The following is a 21,551-nucleotide window of genomic DNA, read 5'->3' as shown; positions in this document are numbered from 1 at the left end:
CGGCCCCTTAGTGAGAGGTTTCCGCGTGACTCATGTCCATGCCTTCCATACCTTCCATGCCTTTCATATCGTCATGGGAAGCCTGTTCACCTTCCGGCTTGGTCATGTGCATGCTCCCGTGTCCCATAAATTTGTTAATCACGTCTTTAAACAAATCAGGTTTAACACTGGAGAAGTATTCGACTTTGTTGTATTCGCTTGGCGCGGCCAGTTTCTCGTAGGTCGCCATATCGTTCATGACTTCAGGAGACTGTTTCGCTTTAGCAACCCATTGGTTAAAGGTGTCCATGTCCGGCGTGGCGATAGCCTTGAACTTCATGCCGGAGAAACCTTTACCGCTGTAGTTTGACGAAATACCGTCGTAGGTGCCGGCTTCATCGGCAATCAGGTGCAGTTTGGTCTGCATACCTGCCATTGCGTAGATTTGGCTACCCAGGCGCGGAATAAAGAAGGAGTTCATCACTGAGTTAGAGGTGATTTTGAATTCCACTGGGGTATTGGCCGGGAAGGCGATTTCATTCACCGTAGCGATACCCTGCTCCGGATAGATGAAGAACCATTTCCAGTCCATGGCGATAACTTCGATGGTCACCGGCTTCGCTTCATGTTCCAGCGGGCGGCTAGGTTCAAGAGAGTGAGTGGTTTTCCAGGTCAGTACCGCGAGGAAGATAACGATAAGGATAGGAATCGTCCAGACTACAGCTTCCACTTTGTTCGAGTGCGACCAGTTAGGGCTGTATTTGGCGTCTTTGTTGGATGCCCGATACTTCCAGGCAAAACCGATAGCCATTGCAATTGCAGGGATAACGACAATCAACATCAGGCCGATGGCCGTCAGTATCAGTGAACGTTGTTCCAGTCCGATCTGTCCTTTGGGATCCAGGAGTGCAGAATCACAGCCACTGAGTAAAAAAGCGCCTGCGATTAATGACAACCATCCCAAACTTTTATTGTATTTCCTGAGTCTCATTTAACGACCTCAATTCCAGGGAGCTCTATTGTCGTTTAAAGTGTGCCGGCATTTTACGGGAAGGTTACATTACTGTAAACATGAATGGCGCAGTGTCAGTAGGGTGTTACCGGGTTCTGCCTACGATGTCACACAGAATGCAACAAACTGTAAAATCTAGCGTTGGTGCGCGGGCTCCGCAGGTTATAACGAAAACCTATGTTGGCGGAAATAGTCCGGGGAAATGAGTATAACCAGTCAAATTAAAATACATTTAATTAACAATGCGGCAGCATTTGTCACATGTTTCCAACAAATATTAATTTCTCACCGGGCTGAATCGTTAAGGATAATCTTTTAATGCTTATTGAACAAAGTAATTAAAGAAAACTGTATTTAATTACGATAAATAGTCCTCGACGGTAACACTTTATGGCCTGGGTAATTAATAGACAAAAAAAGTAACTATCCGGTATTAATTACATTTTCTTAATCACAAAGCAGGTGAAAACGACAGAGTTAAGGGCGTTAAGTAGCCACTTTTTAATCAGGGATAAGATCATGGCAGGAGATATTTCACCCATTATTGGTATCGATCTCGGCACATCCAATAGCGCCGTGGCCTGGTTTGGTGCTGCGGGGACAACGTTAATTTTGGGCCGCCGCGGTGAGCGTTTAACCCCTTCCGTTGTCGGGCTGGATGACGATGGGCATCTGCTGGTTGGCGAGGCGGCAAAGGCCCGACTGGTTAGTCATCCTCATCTCACTGTCGCCAGTTTCAAGCGTTATATGGGCACCGATAAAACCTTCACTCTTGGCCAGCAGTCATTTCGTGCTGAAGAGCTTGCCGCGTTAGTGCTGAGAAAATTAAAAGCGGATGCCAAAGTTACGCTTGGCCGCAGCGTCACGCGTGCGGCCATTACCGTACCGGCTTACTTCAACGATACCCAGCGTAAAGCGGTGAAAGCTGCCGGGCAGATGGCCGGCCTGGACGTTGAGCGCCTTCTTAATGAGCCCACCGCAGCCGCGCTGGCCTACGGACTGGCCGACAGCCGTGAGCAAAAATTCCTGGTCTTCGACTTAGGCGGCGGAACGTTTGATGTCTCCATCGTCGATATGTTTGAAGGCGTCATAGAGGTGCGCGCCAGCAGCGGCGATGCCTGGCTGGGGGGCGATGATTTTACCGAAGCAATCCGCCAGTGGATGCTAAGCCACTATCCCCAGCTAACGCTTGATGACCCGGCGTTTGCCGCAGAACTGACCCGCCAGGCGGAATCGTTAAAACGCCAGCTCAGCAATCAGGAAAAAGCCACTGCGAAACTGACTTGCGGTGGTGAGGAATACGGCTGGGATATGACCGAAGAGGCTTTCCAGGAATGTTGCAGTGGGCTGCTGTCCCGCCTGAAAAAACCGGTGGTTCAGGCGTTACAGGATGCGCAATTTGACGTTGCGCAACTCGACCACGTTATTTTGGTGGGCGGCGCAACCCGTATGCCGCTGGTTCGCCAACTGGTGACCCGCATGTTTGGTCGCTTCCCTCGTAATGAACTGAATCCTGACGAAGTGGTGGCGCTGGGCGCCGGCGTTCAGGCCGGACTTATAGCGGAAGACAAAGCGCTGGACGACGTGGTGCTCACCGATGTGATGCCTTATTCATTGGGGATCGAAGTGGCCCGCCGGCACGGGGACAAAATAGAAGAAGGCTTTTTCTCGCCGCTGATTGAGCGCAACGCCTTCGTGCCGGTTAGCGTGATGCAGACCTTCAGCACCATGAATGATAACCAGCGCAAGATCGAGATTGAGGTTTATCAGGGAGAATCCCGCAAAGTCAGCGACAACCTGCGCCTGGACAGCATGTCGATTCAGATCCCGCCGCGCAAAGCGGGGGAAGTTAGCGTGGACGTGCGTTTCACCTATACCCTTGACGGCATCCTGGAAGTGGAATGCAGAGTCAGCGGCGAGCAAACCGCGTCCACAATGGTTATCGAGAAATCGCCGGGCATGCTCAGCGCTGAGGATATTGCAAACCGCTTAAAACAGCTGGACGCGCTCAAACAACATCCCCGGGACGTGCCTGAAAATCGCCAATTGGCTGCCGAAGCGGCAAAACGCTATGAGCAGACGCTGGGAGACAGACGCCAGATTATCGATCATTATGCGACGCAGTTTGAACAGGCGCTGGACCGCCAGGATCTGCGTGTTATTGCTGCCGCGCGGGACGACCTGCGTCGGGTGTTAGACCAGCTTAACGACGGACTGTAAAGATGGCGACGATATGGGATGTGCTGGGCATTGAGCCTACAAGAGATGAAAGCGAAATTCGTCGGGCTTATGCCCGGGAGCTAAAGCTACGGCGACCGGACAAAGACCCGAAGGGGTTTCAGGCGTTGCGCGAGGCGTTTGATAGCGCCAAACGCTATGCCAGTTCGACGGTTGTTCTGAACGACGAAGATGAGCATTTCCCGGGTAAACCTGAACCTACGCCGATGATGGATTATGTTCGGGAACTGATGCAGGAGCAGACCTCTCAGCCACAAACACTCTGGAGCAAAAATGAACTCTGGGAACAGGCGCAGTCAGTTTCGACTCTGTTAATCAGGGATGAACTTGAAGGATTGGGGACGCTGCATCGTTACCTTGATAATGAAATCCCCGATGCACTTGAAGCCCGACACGTGTTTAGCCTGATGCTCGCCGAAGCACTAAGCGAGCAGAAGTGGCTTAACCGCAGCCTGTTAAATGAAGTCTCTGCGGTGATGGACTGGCAGATTGACAGCTACCGCTCCTCTCAACTTCCTGACTGGCTGGTACATGCCCTCGAACAGCAGATTGCGATAACTAACCGGGAGAACTACTGGCAGTATCTGGCCAGGCAATATGGAGGCAATCGTTATGCTCAGTTGAAATGGCGGCTGCTGACGGAAAAAGGGATGGCGATTCCAGGGTGGGTAAGGCTGGTTCCCGATCTGCTGTCGCAGCTGGCGAAGCAGGTGGGGGAATTACGCCAGCAGTCGCCCGCATTGTTGGAGCGCCTTAATCCTTCACTCCTTGAGGTGCTGCAAAAACCAACCCTGGCGCTAAGCTGGGGAGCCATCATTGCCGTAGTTTTCTGGGGGTATACGGCCTGGCTAACGGGCCATGAGTCACCGAAAGCCGCGTTTCAGTCAGGCGTCATGCTGGCCGTAGTGGCGACTTTTCTCTGGGGATATCCGTTTCTTGAACGCCGATTTAAATCCGGAGGAGCGGCAAGCAAATGCGTCCATACTGTTTTCTGGCTGGCATCGTGGCTGCTTCTTGCGATGGCATTTTATAGCGCATGGCGTGGAGCGAGCGCATGGCAGGGAAAAGATGTCATAACGATGCGGGCGCTGGTTATCCTGCTCTTCCTTGTTATCCCGGTGGGATGGGCGCTTTGGCAAAGACGTGGCGACTGGCGTAACTTACCTGTCAGGATTGTGGTTGTTGTCCTGATGTTCCCGGTTTTATTTATCCGTCAGCTTCCTCCCCTGGTGAATCTATTGGGCATGATATTGCTGCCTATGCTTTATGGCATCACCATCGAAATGGTTTACTTCATAAAATAAAAAAGCCCCCGGTTTATGCCGGGGGCTTTTGCATCAAACGTTGTGCATCAGAACATCAGCACCATCCACGGGTAGCTGATAAGCATCAGCGAACAGAGGAAGATAGCGCCAAAGATGGTACCCATTCGCCAGTAATCTTTGGTTGGCAGGTAGCCGCTGCCGTAGTAAATCGGGCTTGGACCGGTGCCGTAAGGGGTGATGATCCCCATCACGCCGAGTGAAGTCACCATCATCAGGCAGAAGACAGGCATATTGATACCCGGAATGGATGCGGCGATGGTCAGCGTGGCCGGCAGCAGGGCGGTGGTGTGCGCCGTGGTGCTGGCAAATAGATAGTGCAGCAGGTAGAACGCCACCAGCAGCATCACCGCCGACACCTGCGGGTCGAAGCCGTGCAGCAGCGCGGCACCTTCTTTACCCAGCCAGGCAATAAAGCCCACGCGAGCGAGGCCATCGGCCAGCGCCACCAGGGTGGCAAACCAGGCAAAGGTATTCCAGGCCGGTTTATTGCTGATAATGTCGTTCCAGTTAAGCACGCCGGTCCACAGCATCAGGATAATGACCAGCAGAGCGGCCATAGCAGGCTCAATCCATGCGGCGGCAAAAATCCACATCAGCAGGGCGCTGCAGACAAACAGCAGCAGCAGGATTTCGTTGCGCGACAGTTTGCCCAGTTTTTCCAGCTCTGCGGCAGCCCACTTCGGCACTTCGTCATTCACCTTCACTTCCGGCGGGTAGAACCAGTAAGCCAGCAGCGGCATGGTGAGGATCAGCAGCACGCCCAGCGGCAGGAAGGCCAGGAACCACATGCCCCAGGAGATCTCAAAGCCGATGATGCTTTTCACCAGCGCCAGCGCCAGCAGGTTCGGTGCCAGCGCGGAGAGGAACATCGAGCTGGTGATACAGGCGGCGCTGATCGCCACCCACATCAGGTAAGAGCCAATTCTGCGCGAGCTTGGGTCATTGGGCAGAGAGCCATACAGCGGCGGCAGGTTAGCAATAATCGGGTAAATCGTGCCCCCACTGCGCGCGGTGTTAGACGGAGTGAACGGGGCGAGAAGCAGGTCGGCGAAGGTGATCGCGTAACCCAGCGTCAGGCTGCGTCGGCCCAGGTATTTCACCAGGATCAGCGCCAGACGGCGGCCAAACTGCGTTTTGTCGTAGCCGGCGGCAAACATAAAGGCGCCGAAGATCAGCCAAACGGTGGAGTTGCTAAAGCCGCTGACCGCCCACTGGAAGGACTGGCTCGCCAGCTTAAATTTAGGATCTGCCAGCTCGGCCGGGCTAAACAATAGCCACTGGCTGAACAGCGCGATAACCACGATGCCTGTCAGCCCGATAACTGCGCCTGGTAAGGGTTCGAAGATAAGCCCGACAATCACCCCGACGAAGATGGCGAAGAAGTGCCATGCGTAGGGCTCTAATCCGGCCGGAACCGGAAGCAGTAATATAATGATGCTGATAAGGATAGGTAAAAATAGCAATATCAAGCGCTTTTTATTCCCCGCGTCCGGGGGCGATGCTTTCGCTGTCGCGCTTATTGGTGAGGTGTTAGTCATAGCCTGTGCCTTAAAGTTATCATGATGAATTCGATTAATATTCCCTGCAAAACCTGTTTCCCGACTTTTATTTCCACCTCATCTTTTATAGGCAGAATTTTATACATTCATGATAGTTTTTTTAACCGGTGCAAATCTGACCGCCCATCGCACCTGCTCCCTGCCTCCATTTAACCTCATATTTATTGAGTGATAAGCGATTGTTTCTCGAATCCTTCATCATACTGAAACAATGGGAGATTATCCCTTCTTTTGCGCTCCTGCTGACCGTGTCAGGTATTAGATTTTTGTTTCTGTATAGCAAAAAGCCAACGATTTTATTTAACTAAAAAAATCCGCTTCATTTATATCCATAGTATTTAAGTGGTTAAAGATCAAATCGTAACCTGATGTAAATAAGCCGCTTCGCTGATTGCCATCGACTATTCAGTAGAAGCAAAGTGATATAAAACCTTTTGTTATTTATGGTTATTATTTGTATTTGCTTTTTTTAAGGCGTTGACTAACATTCGAAAAATATATTCCGCAAAATTGCCGTTTCTGTTCTCTAATTCAAATTACGTTACTCCCTGATAATTGTGTTGCCTGCCGGGGCTATTCATTGAGTGCCGGACAATGTCGACCTCACCTGCTGGAATGATAAAGAATGAACTCCAAAACTCCGATCCTGAAGCCACTCACCTTGCCCAACGGTGCGGTGCTGAAAAACCGCCTGATCATGGCGCCGATGACCACCTGTACCGGTTTTTACGACGGCAGCGTGCCCAGCGATTTGGTTGAGTATTACCGCGAACGCGCGGGCACCATCGGCACCGTTATCGTCGAATGCTGCTTTATCGATCCTAAAGGCCCCGCTTTCCCCGGTGCTCTGGCTATCGACAGTGACAACAAAATTCCTGGCCTGGCGCGAATTGCCAGCGCGATTAAATCCCGCGGCTCTAAAGCCATTCTGCAGATTTATCACGGCGGCCGAATGGTTGAGCCGGAGCTGATTGGCGGCAAGAAGCCCGTCGCGCCGAGCGCCATTGCCGCACCGCGTGAAGGGGCCACCACGCCAGAAGCCTTGACCGCCGAAGAAGTGGATGTGATGATCACCAAGTTTGGCGATGCCGTGAACCGTGCAATCAAAGCCGGATTCGACGGCGTGGAGATCCACGGCGCAAACACTTACCTGATTCAGCAGTTCTATTCGCCAAACTCTAACCAGCGTGACGATAAGTGGGGCGGCAGCCGCGACAACCGCGCCAGGTTCCCGCTGGAAGTGCTCGAAATCACCCACAAAATGGCCAGCCGCTTCGCCGATGCTTCCTTTATTATCGGCTACCGTTTCTCGCCGGAAGAGATTGAGGTGCCGGGCATCCGCTTCGATGACACCATGTACCTGCTGGAAAAGCTGGCGGAAAGGGGCGTTGATTACGTGCACTTCTCCGTGGGCTACTTCAAGCGTGCGTCGATCGTCGATACCAAAGATCCGACCATGTTGATCAACAAGTATCTGGCGATGCGGTCTGAAACACTGGCGAAAGTGCCGGTTATCGGGGTGGGTGGGGTCGTTAATCGCACTGATGCCGAAGAAGCGCTGGGCCTCGGGTACGATCTGATTGCCGTCGGGAAAGCCTGTATTGCCTACCCGGACTGGGCCGATCGCATTCTAAAAAATGAAACGCTGGATCTGTTCATTGACAGCACCAAGCGTGAAGAGCTGCTGATCCCTGAGCCGCTGTGGCGCTTCTCGCTGGTCGATGCCATGATCCGCGACACCAGCACCACTGGCCGCAAATACAAAGCCGGGGTCTTCCAGGAAAAAGTGGAGGCCGAAGCGCTCAAGCTCAAAATCAGCGTCACGCTCGACACTGACCGTATCACCGACATTACTCTGGTGCAGGACGATTCGGTGGATGTCGATTTCACCCCAAGTTTCGAAATTTTGCGCTCGCGTATGCTGGTGGCCAACAGCCCGTATGTGGATGCGGTGACCGGGGCAACGGCACAAAGTGAGGCCCTGAAGAAAGCGGTCTCCCGCGCGATGACCACCTCCAGCAAAGAACATGTGATTGAAGAAGGCGGCAACCCGGATGCACCTCAAAGCTACGATGTGGCGGTGATCGGCAGCGGCGGTGCAGGCCTGGCGGCGGCTATTCGTGCTTCCGACGCCGGTGCCCGCGTGGTGATCATCGAGAAGATGCCAACCATCGGCGGCAACACCATCAAAGCCTCCGTGGGCATGAACGCCGCGGAAACGCGCTTCCAGGCGATGAAGGGCATCAAAGATAGCAAAGAGCTGTTCTACGATGAGACGCTGAAAGGCGGTAAATTCAGAAACAATACCGAGCTGTTGAAAGAGTTCGTCGAGCGCGCGCCAGGCGCCATTGACTGGCTGGCAAGCCTGGATATCGTCCTGAACGACATTACCATCACCGGCGGGATGAGTATTGACCGTACACACCGCCCGGCAGACCGCTCGGCCGTTGGTGGCTTCCTGATAAGCGGCCTGGTCAACAACGTCAACCAGCGCAGCATTGACGTACTGCTGGATACCACCGTGGAAGAGATTCTGCATGAAAACGGCGTGGTAACCGGGGTTAAGGTCGCGAACGAATATAACGAACACCATATTCTGCTGGCGAAAAGCGTGGTTGTGGCTACCGGTGGCTTCAGCGCCAACCGTAAAATGGTTGTTCACTACCGCCCTGAGCTGAAAGGTTTTGTGACCACCAACCATAAAGGTGCGACCGGGAGCGGTATTGCCCTGCTGGAGAAGATCGGCGCCGGTACGGTGGACATGGATCAGATCCAGATCCACCCGACCGTGGAGCAAACGACTTCTTATCTGATCTCCGAGTCCATTCGCGGCGGCGGGGCTATTCTGGTCAGTCAGGAAGGGCAGCGCTTCTTCAATGAGCTGGAAACCCGTGACAAGGTTTCCGCAGAGATTATCGCTCTGCCGGAGAAAAGTGCCTGGATCCTGTTTGATGAGCAGGTACGCCAGAACAACAAAGCGGCGGATGAATATATTGCCCGTGGGTTTGTGATCAGCGCGCCAACGGCGGAAGAGCTGGCGGTGAAGCTGAATATGGATGCGCACGCGCTGCAGCAAACGCTGGATCGCTACAACGGCTTTGTGAAGCAGAAAAAGGACGAAGACTTTGGGCGTACCACCGGGATGCGTTTCCCACTGGACACTGGGCCATACTACGCGATCCGCATTGCGCCGGGGGTTCACCACACGATGGGCGGTGTCACCATTAACACCAGCGCAGAAGTGGTAACCGAACAGCATCAGGTGATTCAGGGCGTCTGGGCCGCGGGTGAAGTGGTGGGCGGCATTCACGGTGCAAACCGCATCGGCGGCAACGCCGTCGCCGATATCATCATCTTTGGTACACTTGCCGGGCAAAACGCGGCAGCACACGCGCTGGCTTAAGGCGATAAAAAAGCCGGCAGGGTGACCTTGCCGGCTTTCTCAGACCGGGCGTTTATCCGCCCGGTTTTTTTATTCTTATCAGATAAGTGACGTTTTGCGCAGGGCGAGGAAGTCCAGCAGGCCGCCAAACAGAATCCCACCGATGGCGAACAAAGCGCCCCATTCCAGCAGCTGTAAACCAAATGCCCATTCGGTCAGCCCAAGCGCATTGCTGATAATAACCAGCAGCCACGCCGCCAGCAGCAGGCAGCCAAAGCCCAGAATACGCAGCGCCAGGCGGTAAGCCGGAGCAAATTCACTGCGCGTCATGAAGGTTTCGTTTTGCTGGGTGAACTCCAGCGTGCGCTTACAGACCAGTAATAATAGGATCCCCGGTACAGCGGCGACTACGGAGAACAGGTAGAACGTCGGCCAGCCGTGGGCTTCCACGAACCAGCCGGCAATCGGGCCGACATACACGCGGCCCACGGCGGAAAGCGCGGAAAGCAGCGCAAACTGGGTGGCTGAGAATGACTTGTTGCACAGCGTCATCAGCAGCGCCACGAAGGCGGCAGTGCCCATGCCGCCGCAGAGGTTCTCGAAGAACACCGCGCTTGCCATGGTAATCATGTCTTTATCCGTTACCGACAGCAGCCAGTAACCGGCGTTGGACACGCCCTGCAAAATGCCGAAGATCAGCAAGGCGCGGAACAGCGTCAGCTTTTGCATCAGCATTCCGCCAAGCAGCGCGCCGAAAATGGTGGCGCACAGCCCCAGCGTTTTATTCACCACGCCGACTTCACCGGCATCAAAGCCAACGCCACGGATCAGGAACGTGGTGGTCAGGCTCATGGCGAAGGCATCGCCCAGCTTATAAAGCACAATCAGCAGCAAAATCAGCCAGGCATTGTTGCGGCCAAAGAAGTCACGCAGCGGTTCAACGACGGCGCGCTCCAGGCTTTTAGGGACGGGGACGGCATCTGTAGGCTCTGGCGCCAAAAGCGTGGCGATAATACAGGGCACAAGCAGGGCTGCCATCAGCCAGTAGGTGGCCTGCCAGCCTAAATAGCGGTCCGCCAGCCAGAGCGCGAGACCGCCGGAAACCAGCATTGCCAGGCGGTAGCCCAGCACGCTGATGGCGGCACCGGTCCCGCGTTCCTCGGCAGACAGAACGTCAGTTTTCCAGGCATCAAAGACGATATCCTGGGAGGCAGAACAGAAGGCGATGATCACCGCCAGGGCAGCCATCCAGCGCAGCTGCGAGGAGGGTTCAAGGAACCCCATGGCGGCGATTGCCACCAACAACAGAATTTGCGTGATTAGCAGCCAGCCACGACGACGCCCGAGCAGCGGCGGGGTATAGCGGTCCATTACCGGCGACCAAAGAAACTTAAAGACGTAGGCCTGGCCCACAAGCGAGAAGAAACCGATGGTTTTCAGGTCGATGTTTTCGACGGTCATCCAGGCCTGAAGCGTCCCTGATGTCAGGGCTAGAGGCAGGCCGGACGCAAAGCCCAGAATCAGTAAAATGGCTGATTTTGGCTGCTGAAAGATGCGCAGATAATGATTGGACATAGGGGAATTGTACAAACTCTGTTGTTGGCCCGCGTGAGCAGGCCAACGGGGTAAAAATTAACGAGCGTTCTGCTTAACGAAGTCGTGAACGCTGGTGTCCTGAGCCATATCCGCAATGGTATCGGTCAGCACGGAGTTAACCGCGTCAGCGATATTTTTATTGGTAGCCTGGAACGCGCCTTCAACGTTATAGCTGGAGCGGTAGTTCTTGGTCATCTTGTTACCGTTCTTCGCGGTAGCAATGATGGAGATATCCGCTTTAGTGGCGATGTTGTAGCGCACGTTACCCTGGGAAACGTCAGCATACAGCTGGTTAACGATGATCTGCAGATCAACCGGGCTGTTTGGCCCAATCATATAACCGCGGGCGGTCATCTGTTTCTCCAGCACTTCCTGCAGCAGGAAGCGCAAATCGCGGGATGGCGTTAGCGTGACTAGCTGATTGTCGCGGGTCACCTTCGCCAGCGCCTGGCTGGTACGCTGATCGGCACCGTTGATGCTTAGCGTCACGCCCATCAGGCTTGGATCCTGCTGTGGCAGGGTGATCTTTGGTGACACTTCAATGGTGGTTGGCGGTGTTGCGCAGCTGGCCAGCATAAACATGGCAACCAGCGGGAAAAGTAATTTTTTTAACATGTTCGCTTTCTCAATGTACTCAAAGGGCAGGCTGATAAAAAATCACGCCATCATAACACTGCGGTCGTGCAGGGGAAGTGCTTAACGCACGGAATTTCATCGCGTTGCCATTTTTCTGGGCTTCAGCAAAACCTTCTGACACTTTTCATTCGGTTTAGTGCCTTAACCCTGTGAACGTTCTGATAACCGGGTGAAGAAAGGCCCGCGAAAGTTAAATTTTTGTTGTGTTCAAAGCAAAATCTGGCTAAAAGCGGCTAACATTTAAAGGGATGAGTGGCATCTCTACGTTGTCGAGGAGAAAGTTCATGCTGATACGCGAGCAGATAGAAGAGAAGTTAAAAGCCGCCTTTACCCCCGCGTACCTGGAAGTCGTGGATGAAAGCTATCGTCACAATGTCCCGGCGGGCTCCGAAAGCCATTTTAAGGTGGTGCTGGTTAGCGATCGTTTTACCGGCGAACGCTTTTTAAACCGCCATCGCATGATTTATGGCACATTAAGTGAGGAACTGGCAGGCCCGGTACACGCGCTGGCGCTGCATACTTACACCGTCAAAGAGTGGGAAGGGCTGCAGGACACGGTGTTTGCCTCCCCGAACTGCCGTGGCGCGGGCAGCATTGCCTGATTAACCGCTAAGCGTTTGCAACTAAGGGAACTTTTCCGTTATGTTGCGGTATGTATACTGCGTTTCCCAAAACGGCCTGCGGGCCGTTTTGTTTTGCCTGCCTCTTTAAGGGAGCGGGCAAAGAAGAATAAATGACAAAGAAGTGTGAAAAAGGCCGCAGCCGAGCGCTATTGCCGTTCTCGACTCACCCCTGTGATGCCGCTATAATGCTGCGTCTTATTTTTTGAATGTCTTCGGGATGATTCTGACGACAGGGAATGTGTTTCTGATTCAGAGAACATCCTGGTTCTGTGAAGCCACCAGGGCTTCCAGAGTTGACCGAGCACTGTGATTTTTTGAGGTAACAAGATGCAAGTTTCAGTTGAAACCACTCAGGGCCTTGGCCGCCGTCTCACGATTACTATCGCTGCAGACAGCATCGAAACCGCTGTAAAAAGCGAGCTGGTCAACGTAGCTAAAAAAGTACGTATCGATGGCTTCCGTAAAGGCAAAGTGCCGATGACCGTCGTTGAGCAGCGCTACGGTGCTTCCGTTCGTCAGGACGTGCTGGGCGAGCTTATGAGCCGCAACTTTATTGATGCGATCATCAAAGAGAAGATCAATCCGGCTGGCGCACCTAACTATGTGCCGGGCGAATACAAACTGGGCGAAGACTTCACCTACGCGGTAGAGTTTGAAGTGTACCCAGAAGTTGAGCTGCAGGGTCTGGAAGCCATCGAAGTTGAAAAACCGGTTGTTGATGTGACCGACGAAGACGTTGATGCGATGCTGGACACCCTGCGCAAGCAGCAGGCGACCTGGAAAGACAGCGACGCTGCAGCGACTGCAGAAGATCGCGTTACCATCGATTTCACCGGTTCCGTTGACGGCGAAGTGTTCGAAGGCGGCAAAGCCTCTGACTTCGTGCTGGCAATGGGTCAGGGTCGTATGATTCCTGGCTTCGAAGACGGCATCGTTGGCCACAAAGCGGGCGAAGAGTTCACTATCGAAGTAACCTTCCCGGAAGAATATCACGCTGAAAACCTGAAAGGGAAAGCGGCGAAGTTCGACATCGTGCTGAAGAAAGTTGAAGCGCGCGAGCTGCCAGAATTCACCGAAGAGTTCATCAAGCGTTTCGGCGTTGAAGATGGTTCTGTGGCTGGCCTGCGTACCGAAGTGCGTAAAAACATGGATCGCGAACTGAAAGGCGCCGTGCGTAACCGCATCAAGTCTCAGGCAATCGACGGTCTGGTTAACGCTAACAACATCGACGTGCCAGCTGCGCTGATCGACGGCGAAATCGACGTTCTGCGTCGCCAGGCTGCACAGCGTTTCGGTGGCAACGAGAAACAGGCTCTGGAACTGCCACGTGAACTGTTCGAAGAGCAGGCTAAACGTCGCGTTGTTGTTGGTCTGCTGCTGGGCGAAGTGATTCGTACCCACGAGCTGAAAGCTGACGAAGAGCGTGTTAAAGGTCTGATCGAAGAAATGGCTTCTGCTTACGAAGATCCGACTGAAGTCATCGAGTTCTACGGTAAAAACAAAGAGCTGATGGACAACATGCGCAACGTTGCGCTGGAAGAGCAGGCTGTTGAAGCCGTTCTGGCTAAAGCGAAAGTGTCCGAAAAAGCGACCACTTTCAGCGAGCTGATGAACCAGCAGGCGTAAGTGCTTTTTGGCTGATTAGCCAAAAAACGCAGCATCGGGCCCGTCACCTTTTGGTGGCGGGCTTTTTTATTGCTAAATCACACGATAAGCCATCAATAAAACCCCATTTCAGGGTTAGCGTAACAACAAAAGGTTGTTATGCTTGAAACAGGGCAAATCATCCCCATTATTCGGGTGAGGTTCCATTAACAATCCCTGACTGACTCCGTCCAGAATCGGCGCAAGGAACATAGTCAATATCCTGCGTCTCAAGTAGAATCAGTACAGTAGGCTTAATTACTCCAGGAGACGGACATGTCATACAGTGGCGAACGAGATCAATTAGCACCCCATATGGCCCTGGTGCCGATGGTTGTTGAACAAACATCCCGCGGCGAACGTTCATACGATATCTATTCTCGTCTGCTTAAGGAGCGCGTCATCTTCCTGACCGGTCAGGTAGAAGATCATATGGCTAACCTGATTGTGGCGCAGATGCTGTTTCTGGAAGCAGAAAACCCGGAAAAAGATATCTATCTTTACATCAACTCTCCGGGTGGCGTAATTACGGCCGGGATGTCGATTTACGACACCATGAAGTTTATTAAGCCTGACGTTAGCACCATTTGTATGGGCCAGGCTTGCTCGATGGGCGCATTCCTGCTGACCGCTGGGGCAAAAGGTAAGCGTTTCTGCCTGCCGAACTCCCGCGTCATGATTCACCAGCCGCTGGGCGGCTATCAGGGCCAGGCGACGGATATCGAAATCCACGCTAAAGAGATCCTGAAAGTGAAAGCACGTATGAACGAGCTGATGGCGGAACATACGGGCAAATCGCTTGAACAAATCGAGAAAGACACCGAGCGCGATCGTTTCCTCTCCGCAAGCGAAGCGGTAGAGTACGGTTTAGTTGATTCGATCCTGACTCACCGTAACTAATGCCCGAAGCTTTAGGCCGCTATACTATAGTCAACGTCGCGGCCTGACTTAACGCTTCACTATCGGCTGCGCCGTAGAATGGCACTTGTGCTACCGGTGGTAGCACACAGAAACAGAGAAGAGGTTTTACTGATGACAGATAAGCGCAAAGACGGTTCAGGCAAACTGCTGTACTGCTCTTTTTGCGGCAAAAGCCAGCATGAAGTGCGCAAGCTGATTGCCGGGCCGTCAGTGTATATCTGCGATGAGTGTGTCGATTTATGTAACGACATCATTCGCGAAGAGATTAAAGAAGTTGCGCCGCACCGTGAACGCAGTGCGTTGCCAACGCCGCACGAAATTCGCCATCATCTTGACGATTATGTTATCGGCCAGGAGCAGGCGAAGAAAGTGCTGGCGGTTGCGGTTTACAACCACTACAAACGTCTACGCAACAGCGACACGTCCAACGGCGTTGAGCTGGGTAAAAGCAACATCCTGCTGATCGGCCCGACAGGTAGCGGTAAAACGCTGCTGGCAGAAACGCTGGCTCGCCTGCTGGATGTGCCATTTACTATGGCCGATGCAACCACGCTGACCGAAGCAGGTTACGTGGGCGAAGACGTTGAAAACATCATTCAGAAGCTGCTGCAGAAATGCGACTACGACGTACAGAAAGCCCAGCGCGGCATCGTGTATATCGATGAGATCGATAAAATCTCCCGCAAATCTGATAACCCGTCCATCACCCGTGACGTGTCCGGTGAAGGTGTACAGCAGGCGCTGCTGAAGCTGATTGAAGGCACCGTGGCTGCCGTTCCACCTCAGGGTGGCCGTAAGCATCCGCAGCAGGAATTCCTGCAGGTTGATACCTCCAAGATTCTGTTTATCTGCGGCGGCGCATTTGCAGGCCTGGATAAAGTGATCGCCAACCGCGTGGAAACGGGTTCTGGTATCGGCTTTGGCGCAACGGTAAAAGCGAAGTCTGAGAAAGCCAGCGAAGGCCAGCTGCTCGGCCAGGTTGAACCGGAAGATCTGATCAAGTTCGGTCTGATCCCTGAGTTCATTGGTCGTCTGCCGGTGGTCGCAACCTTAAGCGAACTGAGCGAAGACGCGCTGATCCAGATCCTGAAAGAGCCGAAAAATGCGCTTACCAAACAGTATCAGGCATTGTTCAACCTGGAAGGCGTAGAGCTGGAATTCCGTGATGAAGCGCTCGACGCGATTGCGAAGAAAGCGATGATCCGTAAAACCGGTGCTCGTGGCTTGCGTTCCATCGTGGAAGGCGCGCTGCTGGACACCATGTACGATCTGCCATCTCTGGACGACGTGGAAAAAGTGGTGATTGACGAGTCCGTCATCGCTGGCCAGTCCAAGCCGCTATTAATTTATGGTAAGCCGGAAGCACAGCAGGCATCCGGTGAATAATTCGCCAGAATAACCAGTCAGTTAATAAGAAAATGGGGGATTTTATCCCCCATTTATTTTTCCTGCATTCCCACAGTTGAATGTCCGGGAAACAGCCCCATATACTGATTTACTTGTTGGTGGAGCGGAAGCGTTCACCAAATCACCTGGCGGACATTAAACTAAGAGAGAGCTCTATGAATCCTGAGCGTTCTGAACGCATTGAAATCCCCGTATTGCCGCTGCGCGATGTGGTGGTTTATCCGCACATGGTTATTCCACTGTTTGTCGGGCGTGAAAAATCCATTCGCTGCCTGGAAGCTGCAATGGACCATGATAAGAAAATCATGCTGGTGGCGCAGAAAGAGGCTTCGACGGATGAGCCAGGTGTTAACGACCTGTTCACTGTAGGTACCGTTGCTTCAATTCTGCAGATGCTGAAACTGCCCGACGGTACGGTAAAAGTACTGGTAGAAGGGCTTCAGCGCGCGCGTATCACCACGCTGTCTGACAACGGCGACCACTTCTCTGCGCAGGCGGAGTACCTGAACTCGCCGGCGATTGAAGAGCGCGAGCAGGAAGTGCTGGTTCGCACCGCAATTAATCAGTTTGAAGGCTACATCAAGCTGAACAAAAAAATTCCACCAGAAGTGCTGACGTCGCTGAACAGCATCGACGATCCTGCACGTCTGGCCGATACCATTGCCGCCCATATGCCGCTTAAGCTGTCGGACAAGCAATCTGTGCTTGAGATGTCCGATATCAACGAGCGTCTGGAATACCTGATGGCGATGATGGAGTCGGAAATCGATCTGCTGCAGGTGGAGAAACGCATTCGCAACCGCGTTAAAAAGCAGATGGAAAAAAGCCAGCGCGAGTACTATCTGAATGAGCAAATGAAGGCGATTCAGAAAGAACTGGGCGAAATGGACGATGCGCCTGATGAAAATGAAGCGCTGAAGCGCAAAATTGACGCGGCAAAAATGCCGAAAGAAGCGCGCGAGAAAACCGAAGCCGAGCTGCAGAAGCTGAAAATGATGTCGCCAATGTCTGCGGAAGCTACCGTGGTGCGCGGCTACATCGACTGGATGGTTCAGGTGCCGTGGAACGCCCGCAGCAAGGTCAAAAAAGATCTGCGTCAGGCGCAGGAAATCCTCGATACCGACCATTACGGTCTGGAACGTGTGAAAGATCGCATTCTGGAATACCTCGCAGTCCAAAGCCGTGTCAATAAGTTGAAAGGGCCAATTCTTTGCCTGGTTGGGCCGCCGGGGGTAGGTAAAACCTCTCTGGGCCAGTCCATCGCTAAAGCCACGGGTCGTAAATACGTGCGTATGGCGCTGGGCGGGGTGCGTGACGAAGCGGAAATCCGTGGTCACCGCCGGACTTACATCGGCTCTATGCCGGGTAAACTGATTCAGAAGATGGCCAAAGTCGGCGTCAAAAACCCGCTGTTCCTGCTGGATGAAATCGACAAGATGTCTTCCGACATGCGCGGCGATCCTGCTTCTGCGCTGCTGGAAGTGCTTGATCCAGAACAGAACGTGACGTTTAACGATCATTACCTGGAAGTGGACTACGATCTCAGCGACGTGATGTTTGTGGCGACCTCTAACTCCATGAACATTCCGGCGCCGCTGCTGGATCGTATGGAAGTGATTCGCCTGTCTGGCTATACCGAAGACGAAAAGCTGAACATTGCCAAACAGCACCTGCTGCCGAAGCAAATTGAGCGCAACGCCCTGAAAAAAGGCGAGCTGAAAGTGGATGACAGCGCCATTGTGGGCATCATTCGCTACTACACTCGTGAAGCGGGCGTCCGTAGCCTGGAGCGTGAAATCTCCAAACTGTGCCGTAAAGCGGTGAAGCAGCTGCTGCTGGATAAATCGCTCAAGCACATCGAAATCAACGGCGACAACCTGAAGGATTACCTTGGGGTGCAACGCTTTGATTACGGCCGTGCCGACAGCGAAAACCGCGTAGGCCAGGTGACCGGGCTGGCGTGGACGGAAGTGGGCGGCGATTTGCTGACCATCGAAACCGCCTGCGTACCGGGTAAAGGCAAACTGACTTATACCGGCTCCCTCGGTGAAGTTATGCAGGAGTCTATCCAGGCGGCGCTGACCGTCGTCCGTGCTCGTGCGGAAAAACTGGGTATCAACGGTGACTTCTACGAAAAACGTGATATTCACGTTCACGTGCCGGAAGGGGCAACGCCAAAAGACGGCCCAAGCGCCGGTATCGCAATGTGTACCGCGCTGGTGTCCTGCCTGACAGGGAACCCGGTTCGTGCCGATGTGGCAATGACCGGTGAAATTACCCTGCGTGGCCAGGTATTGCCGATTGGTGGCCTGAAAGAGAAACTGCTGGCAGCGCATCGTGGCGGCATCAAAACCGTGCTGATCCCGGACGACAACAAGCGCGATCTGGAAGAAATTCCGGACAACGTGATTGCAGACCTGACGATTCATCCTGTGAAGCGTATTGAGGAAGTTCTGGCCCTCGCGCTGCAGAATGAGCCTTCCGGCATGCAGGTGGTCACCGCAAAATAGTGACCTGACGCAAATACAGTCAATAAAATTAGGGCTGGTAAGTGAATTGTCACTTGCCAGCTTTTTTTTGTGTCGCTAATTTAGTTGCTGGCTGAGCTTATCGTCCACAACTCCTGTTGTAAGGGCATGACGAGCCTGTTATAACTGCTGCGCGGTCGCGCCTGAGGGATATCAGGTGCGATATAAATTATAAAGAGAGGAAGAGAAGAGTGAATAAATCTCAACTGATAGACAAAATTGCCGCAGGTGCTGATATTTCTAAAGCCGCGGCTGGACGTGCATTAGATGCTGTTATTGCTTCTGTTACTGAATCTCTGCAGTCCGGGGAAGACGTAGCACTGGTAGGTTTTGGTACCTTTGCTGTTAAAGAGCGTGCTGCCCGTACTGGCCGCAACCCTCAAACCGGTAAAGAAATCACCATCGCCGCAGCAAAAGTACCAGGCTTCCGTGCTGGTAAAGCGCTGAAAGACGCTGTTAACTGATTTATTGGCCCCGACTGACTGGGGTAGATGGTGTCAGGTATCGCAGGGGCGCATCATTTGATGTGCCTTTTTTATTGCCTGAAGCCGAATTTTACGCAGGTGTTGATGATTTGCAGCGGGTTTCTTGTCACAATACGCCTTTGCGCGCAGCACAGGGCAGCTTGAGTCATTAAGGATGCCAGCTTAGCGCCTGCGCAGGTTTACCAAGTCATACTACAGCGGAGTGTTGTTACACCATGATGGACAATTTACGAGCGGCGGCTAACCATGTCGTGCTCAAGATCATTCTGGGTTTGATTATCTTGTCATTCGTTCTGACTGGCGTGGGTAGCTACCTGACTGGCGGTAACAATAATTATGCCGCAAAAGTAAATGGCCAGGAGATTGGCCGTGGCCAGTTCGAAAATGCCGTAGCGAACGAACGTAATCGTCAGCAGCAGCAGCTGGGCGACCAGTTCTCCGTTCTTGCCGGTAACGAAGGCTATATGAAGCAAATGCGCCAGCAGGTTCTCAACCAGCTGATTGATGAATCGCTGCTTGACCAGTACGCCAAACATCTGGGCCTCGGTATCAGCGACGAGCAGGTAAAAATGGCTATCTTCAGCCAGCCTGCCTTCCAGACTAACGGTAAGTTCGATAACGCTCGCTATAACGCCATCATCGGCAATATGGGATTAACTGCCGACCAATATGCACAGGCGCTGCGCAATCAGCTCACCACCGACCAGCTGATCAAAGCCGTGGTCGGCACCGACTTTATGCTCACCGGCGAAACCGACGAGCTGGCGGCATTGGTCTCCCAGCAGCGCGTCGTGCGTGAAGCCACAATCGATGTGAAAGCGCTGGCCGCGAAGCAAGACGCTTCCGAGCAGGAAATCAACGCCAACTACGAGCAGAACAAAAACCGCTACATCACCCCTGAACAGTTTAAGGTTAGCTACATCAAGCTGGACGCGGCTTCCATGCAGGAAGAGGCCAGTGATGCGGACGTTCAGGCTTACTACGACCAGCACAAAGACGAATTCACCCAGCCGCAGCGTAACCGCTACAGCGTGATTCAGACTAAAACCGAAGATGAAGCGAAAGCGATTCTCGACGAGGTGAACAAGGGCGGCGATTTTGCTGCACTGGCGAAGGCTAAGTCTGCTGACATCATCTCTGCCCGCAACGGCGGTGATATGGGCTGGCTGGAAGCCTCCACCACGCCTGACGAACTGAAAAATGCCGGCCTGAAAGAAAAAGGTCAGCTGTCCGGCGTCGTTAAATCTTCCGTTGGTTTCCTGATCGTTCGCCTGGATGACATCCAGCCTGCCGTTGTGAAGCCGCTGGCGGAAGTTCGCGATGGCATCGTGGCTAAAGTGAAGCAGGAAAAAGCCGTTGATGCTTACTATGCGCTGCAGCAGAAAGTGAGCGATGCCGCGAGCAACGACAACGAATCTCTGGCAAGCGCTGAGAAAGTCGCCGGGGTTAAAGCGGTTGAAACTGGCTGGTTCGGCCACGACAACCTGCCGGAAGAGCTGAACTTCAAACCGGTTGCCGACGCTATCTTCAGCGGTGGTCTGGTGGGTGAAAACGGTTCGCCGGGCAGCAACTCAGACATTATCACCGTCGATGGCGATCGCGCTTTCGTCCTGCGTGTTTCCGAGCACAAAGCTGAAGCGGTTAAACCACTCACCGAAGTGCGTGACCAGGTGATTGCCGCCGTGAAGCAGCAGAAAGCGGAGCAGCAGGCGAAGCTGGATGCTGACAAACTGCTGAACGCGTTGAAACTGGGCAAAGGCAGTGACGAACTGAAAGCAGCGGGCCTGAGCTTCGGCGAAGCGAAAACCCTGAGCCGTACCGGGCAGGATCCGATCAGCCAGGCCGCCTTTGGGCTGCCTCTGCCGGCGAAAGACAAGCCGAGCTATGGCGTCGCCAATGATATGCAGGGCAACGTTGTGCTGCTGTCTCTGGATGAAGTGAAAGCAGGCTCTATGCCGGACGAGCAGAAAAAAGCGATGGTGCAGGGGATCACCCAGAACAATGCCCAGATTGCTTTCGAAGCGCTGATGTCCAACCTGCGCAAAGAAGCGAAGATCAAACTGGGCGATAGCATCGACCAACAGCAGTAATCCTCGCAAATTTTTGCAACGCAGTGTAATACCTGAAGGCCGCTTTCGCGGCCTTTTCCACATTTTAAATCCGGCGTTTGTTCCTGATTTTTATCCTCGCTATGGTGACCGGGCTGTCAACATACA

At 53.3% G+C, this 21,551-nt stretch carries 14 protein-coding genes; 10 read left to right on the top strand and 4 right to left on the bottom strand.

Annotated elements, in window-relative coordinates; all coding sequences use genetic code 11:
* Positions 1–7: 7 nt before the first annotated feature.
* The gene (gene cyoA / locus WFK85_RS13935; protein WP_008454597.1) at positions 8–970 is read right to left on the bottom strand and encodes a cytochrome o ubiquinol oxidase subunit II; all 963 of its coding nucleotides are present in this window, start codon (positions 968–970) and stop codon (positions 8–10) included.
* 540 nt (positions 971–1,510) lie between these two features.
* On the opposite strand from cyoA, the gene WFK85_RS13930 reads away from it, so the two are divergent.
* Positions 1,511–3,211 (top strand): molecular chaperone HscC, encoded by a 1,701-nt coding sequence (locus tag WFK85_RS13930; protein WP_336708285.1) that lies wholly within the window; start codon positions 1,511–1,513, stop codon positions 3,209–3,211.
* A 2-nt stretch (positions 3,212–3,213) separates the two neighbouring features.
* Entirely contained in the window at positions 3,214–4,533 is a 1,320-nt protein-coding gene (locus tag WFK85_RS13925; RefSeq protein ID WP_166994420.1) for a molecular chaperone DnaJ, read from the top strand.
* A 47-nt stretch (positions 4,534–4,580) separates the two neighbouring features.
* On the opposite strand, the gene WFK85_RS13920 is transcribed toward WFK85_RS13925, so the two are convergent.
* Positions 4,581–6,092, bottom strand: coding sequence for an anion permease (locus WFK85_RS13920; RefSeq protein ID WP_166876093.1), 1,512 nt, complete (start codon positions 6,090–6,092; stop codon positions 4,581–4,583).
* 646 nt (positions 6,093–6,738) lie between these two features.
* Between WFK85_RS13920 and WFK85_RS13915 the strand changes: the two genes are divergently transcribed.
* The gene (locus WFK85_RS13915; RefSeq protein WP_336708287.1) at positions 6,739–9,516 is read left to right on the top strand and encodes a flavocytochrome c; all 2,778 of its coding nucleotides are present in this window, start codon (positions 6,739–6,741) and stop codon (positions 9,514–9,516) included.
* A 78-nt stretch (positions 9,517–9,594) separates the two neighbouring features.
* On the opposite strand, the gene ampG is transcribed toward WFK85_RS13915, so the two are convergent.
* Positions 9,595–11,070: a muropeptide MFS transporter AmpG gene (gene ampG / locus WFK85_RS13910; protein ID WP_008454603.1), complete on the bottom strand. Its 1,476-nt coding sequence runs from the start codon at positions 11,068–11,070 to the stop codon at positions 9,595–9,597.
* A gap of 57 nt (positions 11,071–11,127) precedes the next feature.
* Positions 11,128–11,706, bottom strand: a complete 579-nt coding sequence (locus WFK85_RS13905; RefSeq protein WP_008454604.1) for a lipoprotein — start codon at positions 11,704–11,706, stop codon at positions 11,128–11,130.
* 305 nt (positions 11,707–12,011) lie between these two features.
* Here WFK85_RS13905 and bolA point away from each other — a divergent pair, with 305 nt between their 5' ends.
* The 7 genes from bolA (at position 12,012) to ppiD (ending at position 21,425) form a co-directional block, all read left to right on the top strand.
* The gene (gene bolA / locus WFK85_RS13900; RefSeq protein WP_008454607.1) at positions 12,012–12,329 is read left to right on the top strand and encodes a transcriptional regulator BolA; all 318 of its coding nucleotides are present in this window, start codon (positions 12,012–12,014) and stop codon (positions 12,327–12,329) included.
* A 348-nt stretch (positions 12,330–12,677) separates the two neighbouring features.
* Complete coding sequence (gene tig / locus WFK85_RS13895; protein ID WP_008454615.1) at positions 12,678–13,976, top strand: trigger factor; 1,299 nt, start codon at positions 12,678–12,680, stop codon at positions 13,974–13,976.
* A 294-nt stretch (positions 13,977–14,270) separates the two neighbouring features.
* Positions 14,271–14,894: an ATP-dependent Clp endopeptidase proteolytic subunit ClpP gene (gene clpP, locus WFK85_RS13890; RefSeq protein ID WP_008454616.1), complete on the top strand. Its 624-nt coding sequence runs from the start codon at positions 14,271–14,273 to the stop codon at positions 14,892–14,894.
* A 132-nt stretch (positions 14,895–15,026) separates the two neighbouring features.
* On the top strand, positions 15,027–16,301 hold the full coding sequence (clpX, locus tag WFK85_RS13885; protein ID WP_008454617.1) for an ATP-dependent protease ATP-binding subunit ClpX: 1,275 nt from the start codon (positions 15,027–15,029) through the stop codon (positions 16,299–16,301).
* Between the two features lie 176 nt (positions 16,302–16,477).
* Positions 16,478–18,832 carry an endopeptidase La gene (gene lon, locus WFK85_RS13880; RefSeq protein ID WP_008454618.1) on the top strand — a complete coding sequence of 785 codons (2,355 nt, stop codon included), beginning with the start codon at positions 16,478–16,480 and terminating at the stop codon, positions 18,830–18,832.
* A 209-nt stretch (positions 18,833–19,041) separates the two neighbouring features.
* Positions 19,042–19,314: a nucleoid-associated protein HU-beta gene (hupB, locus tag WFK85_RS13875; protein WP_008454620.1), complete on the top strand. Its 273-nt coding sequence runs from the start codon at positions 19,042–19,044 to the stop codon at positions 19,312–19,314.
* 236 nt (positions 19,315–19,550) lie between these two features.
* On the top strand, positions 19,551–21,425 hold the full coding sequence (gene ppiD, locus WFK85_RS13870) for a peptidylprolyl isomerase (protein WP_336708293.1): 1,875 nt from the start codon (positions 19,551–19,553) through the stop codon (positions 21,423–21,425).
* Positions 21,426–21,551: the final 126 nt, after the last annotated feature.

Origin of the sequence: Cedecea sp. VD22 (genome assembly GCF_037150195.1) — a bacterium.
GTDB lineage: Bacteria > Pseudomonadota > Gammaproteobacteria > Enterobacterales > Enterobacteriaceae > Cedecea.
Note: the sequence above shows the minus strand (reverse complement) of the source record. Positions and strands in the feature narration are given on the sequence as shown.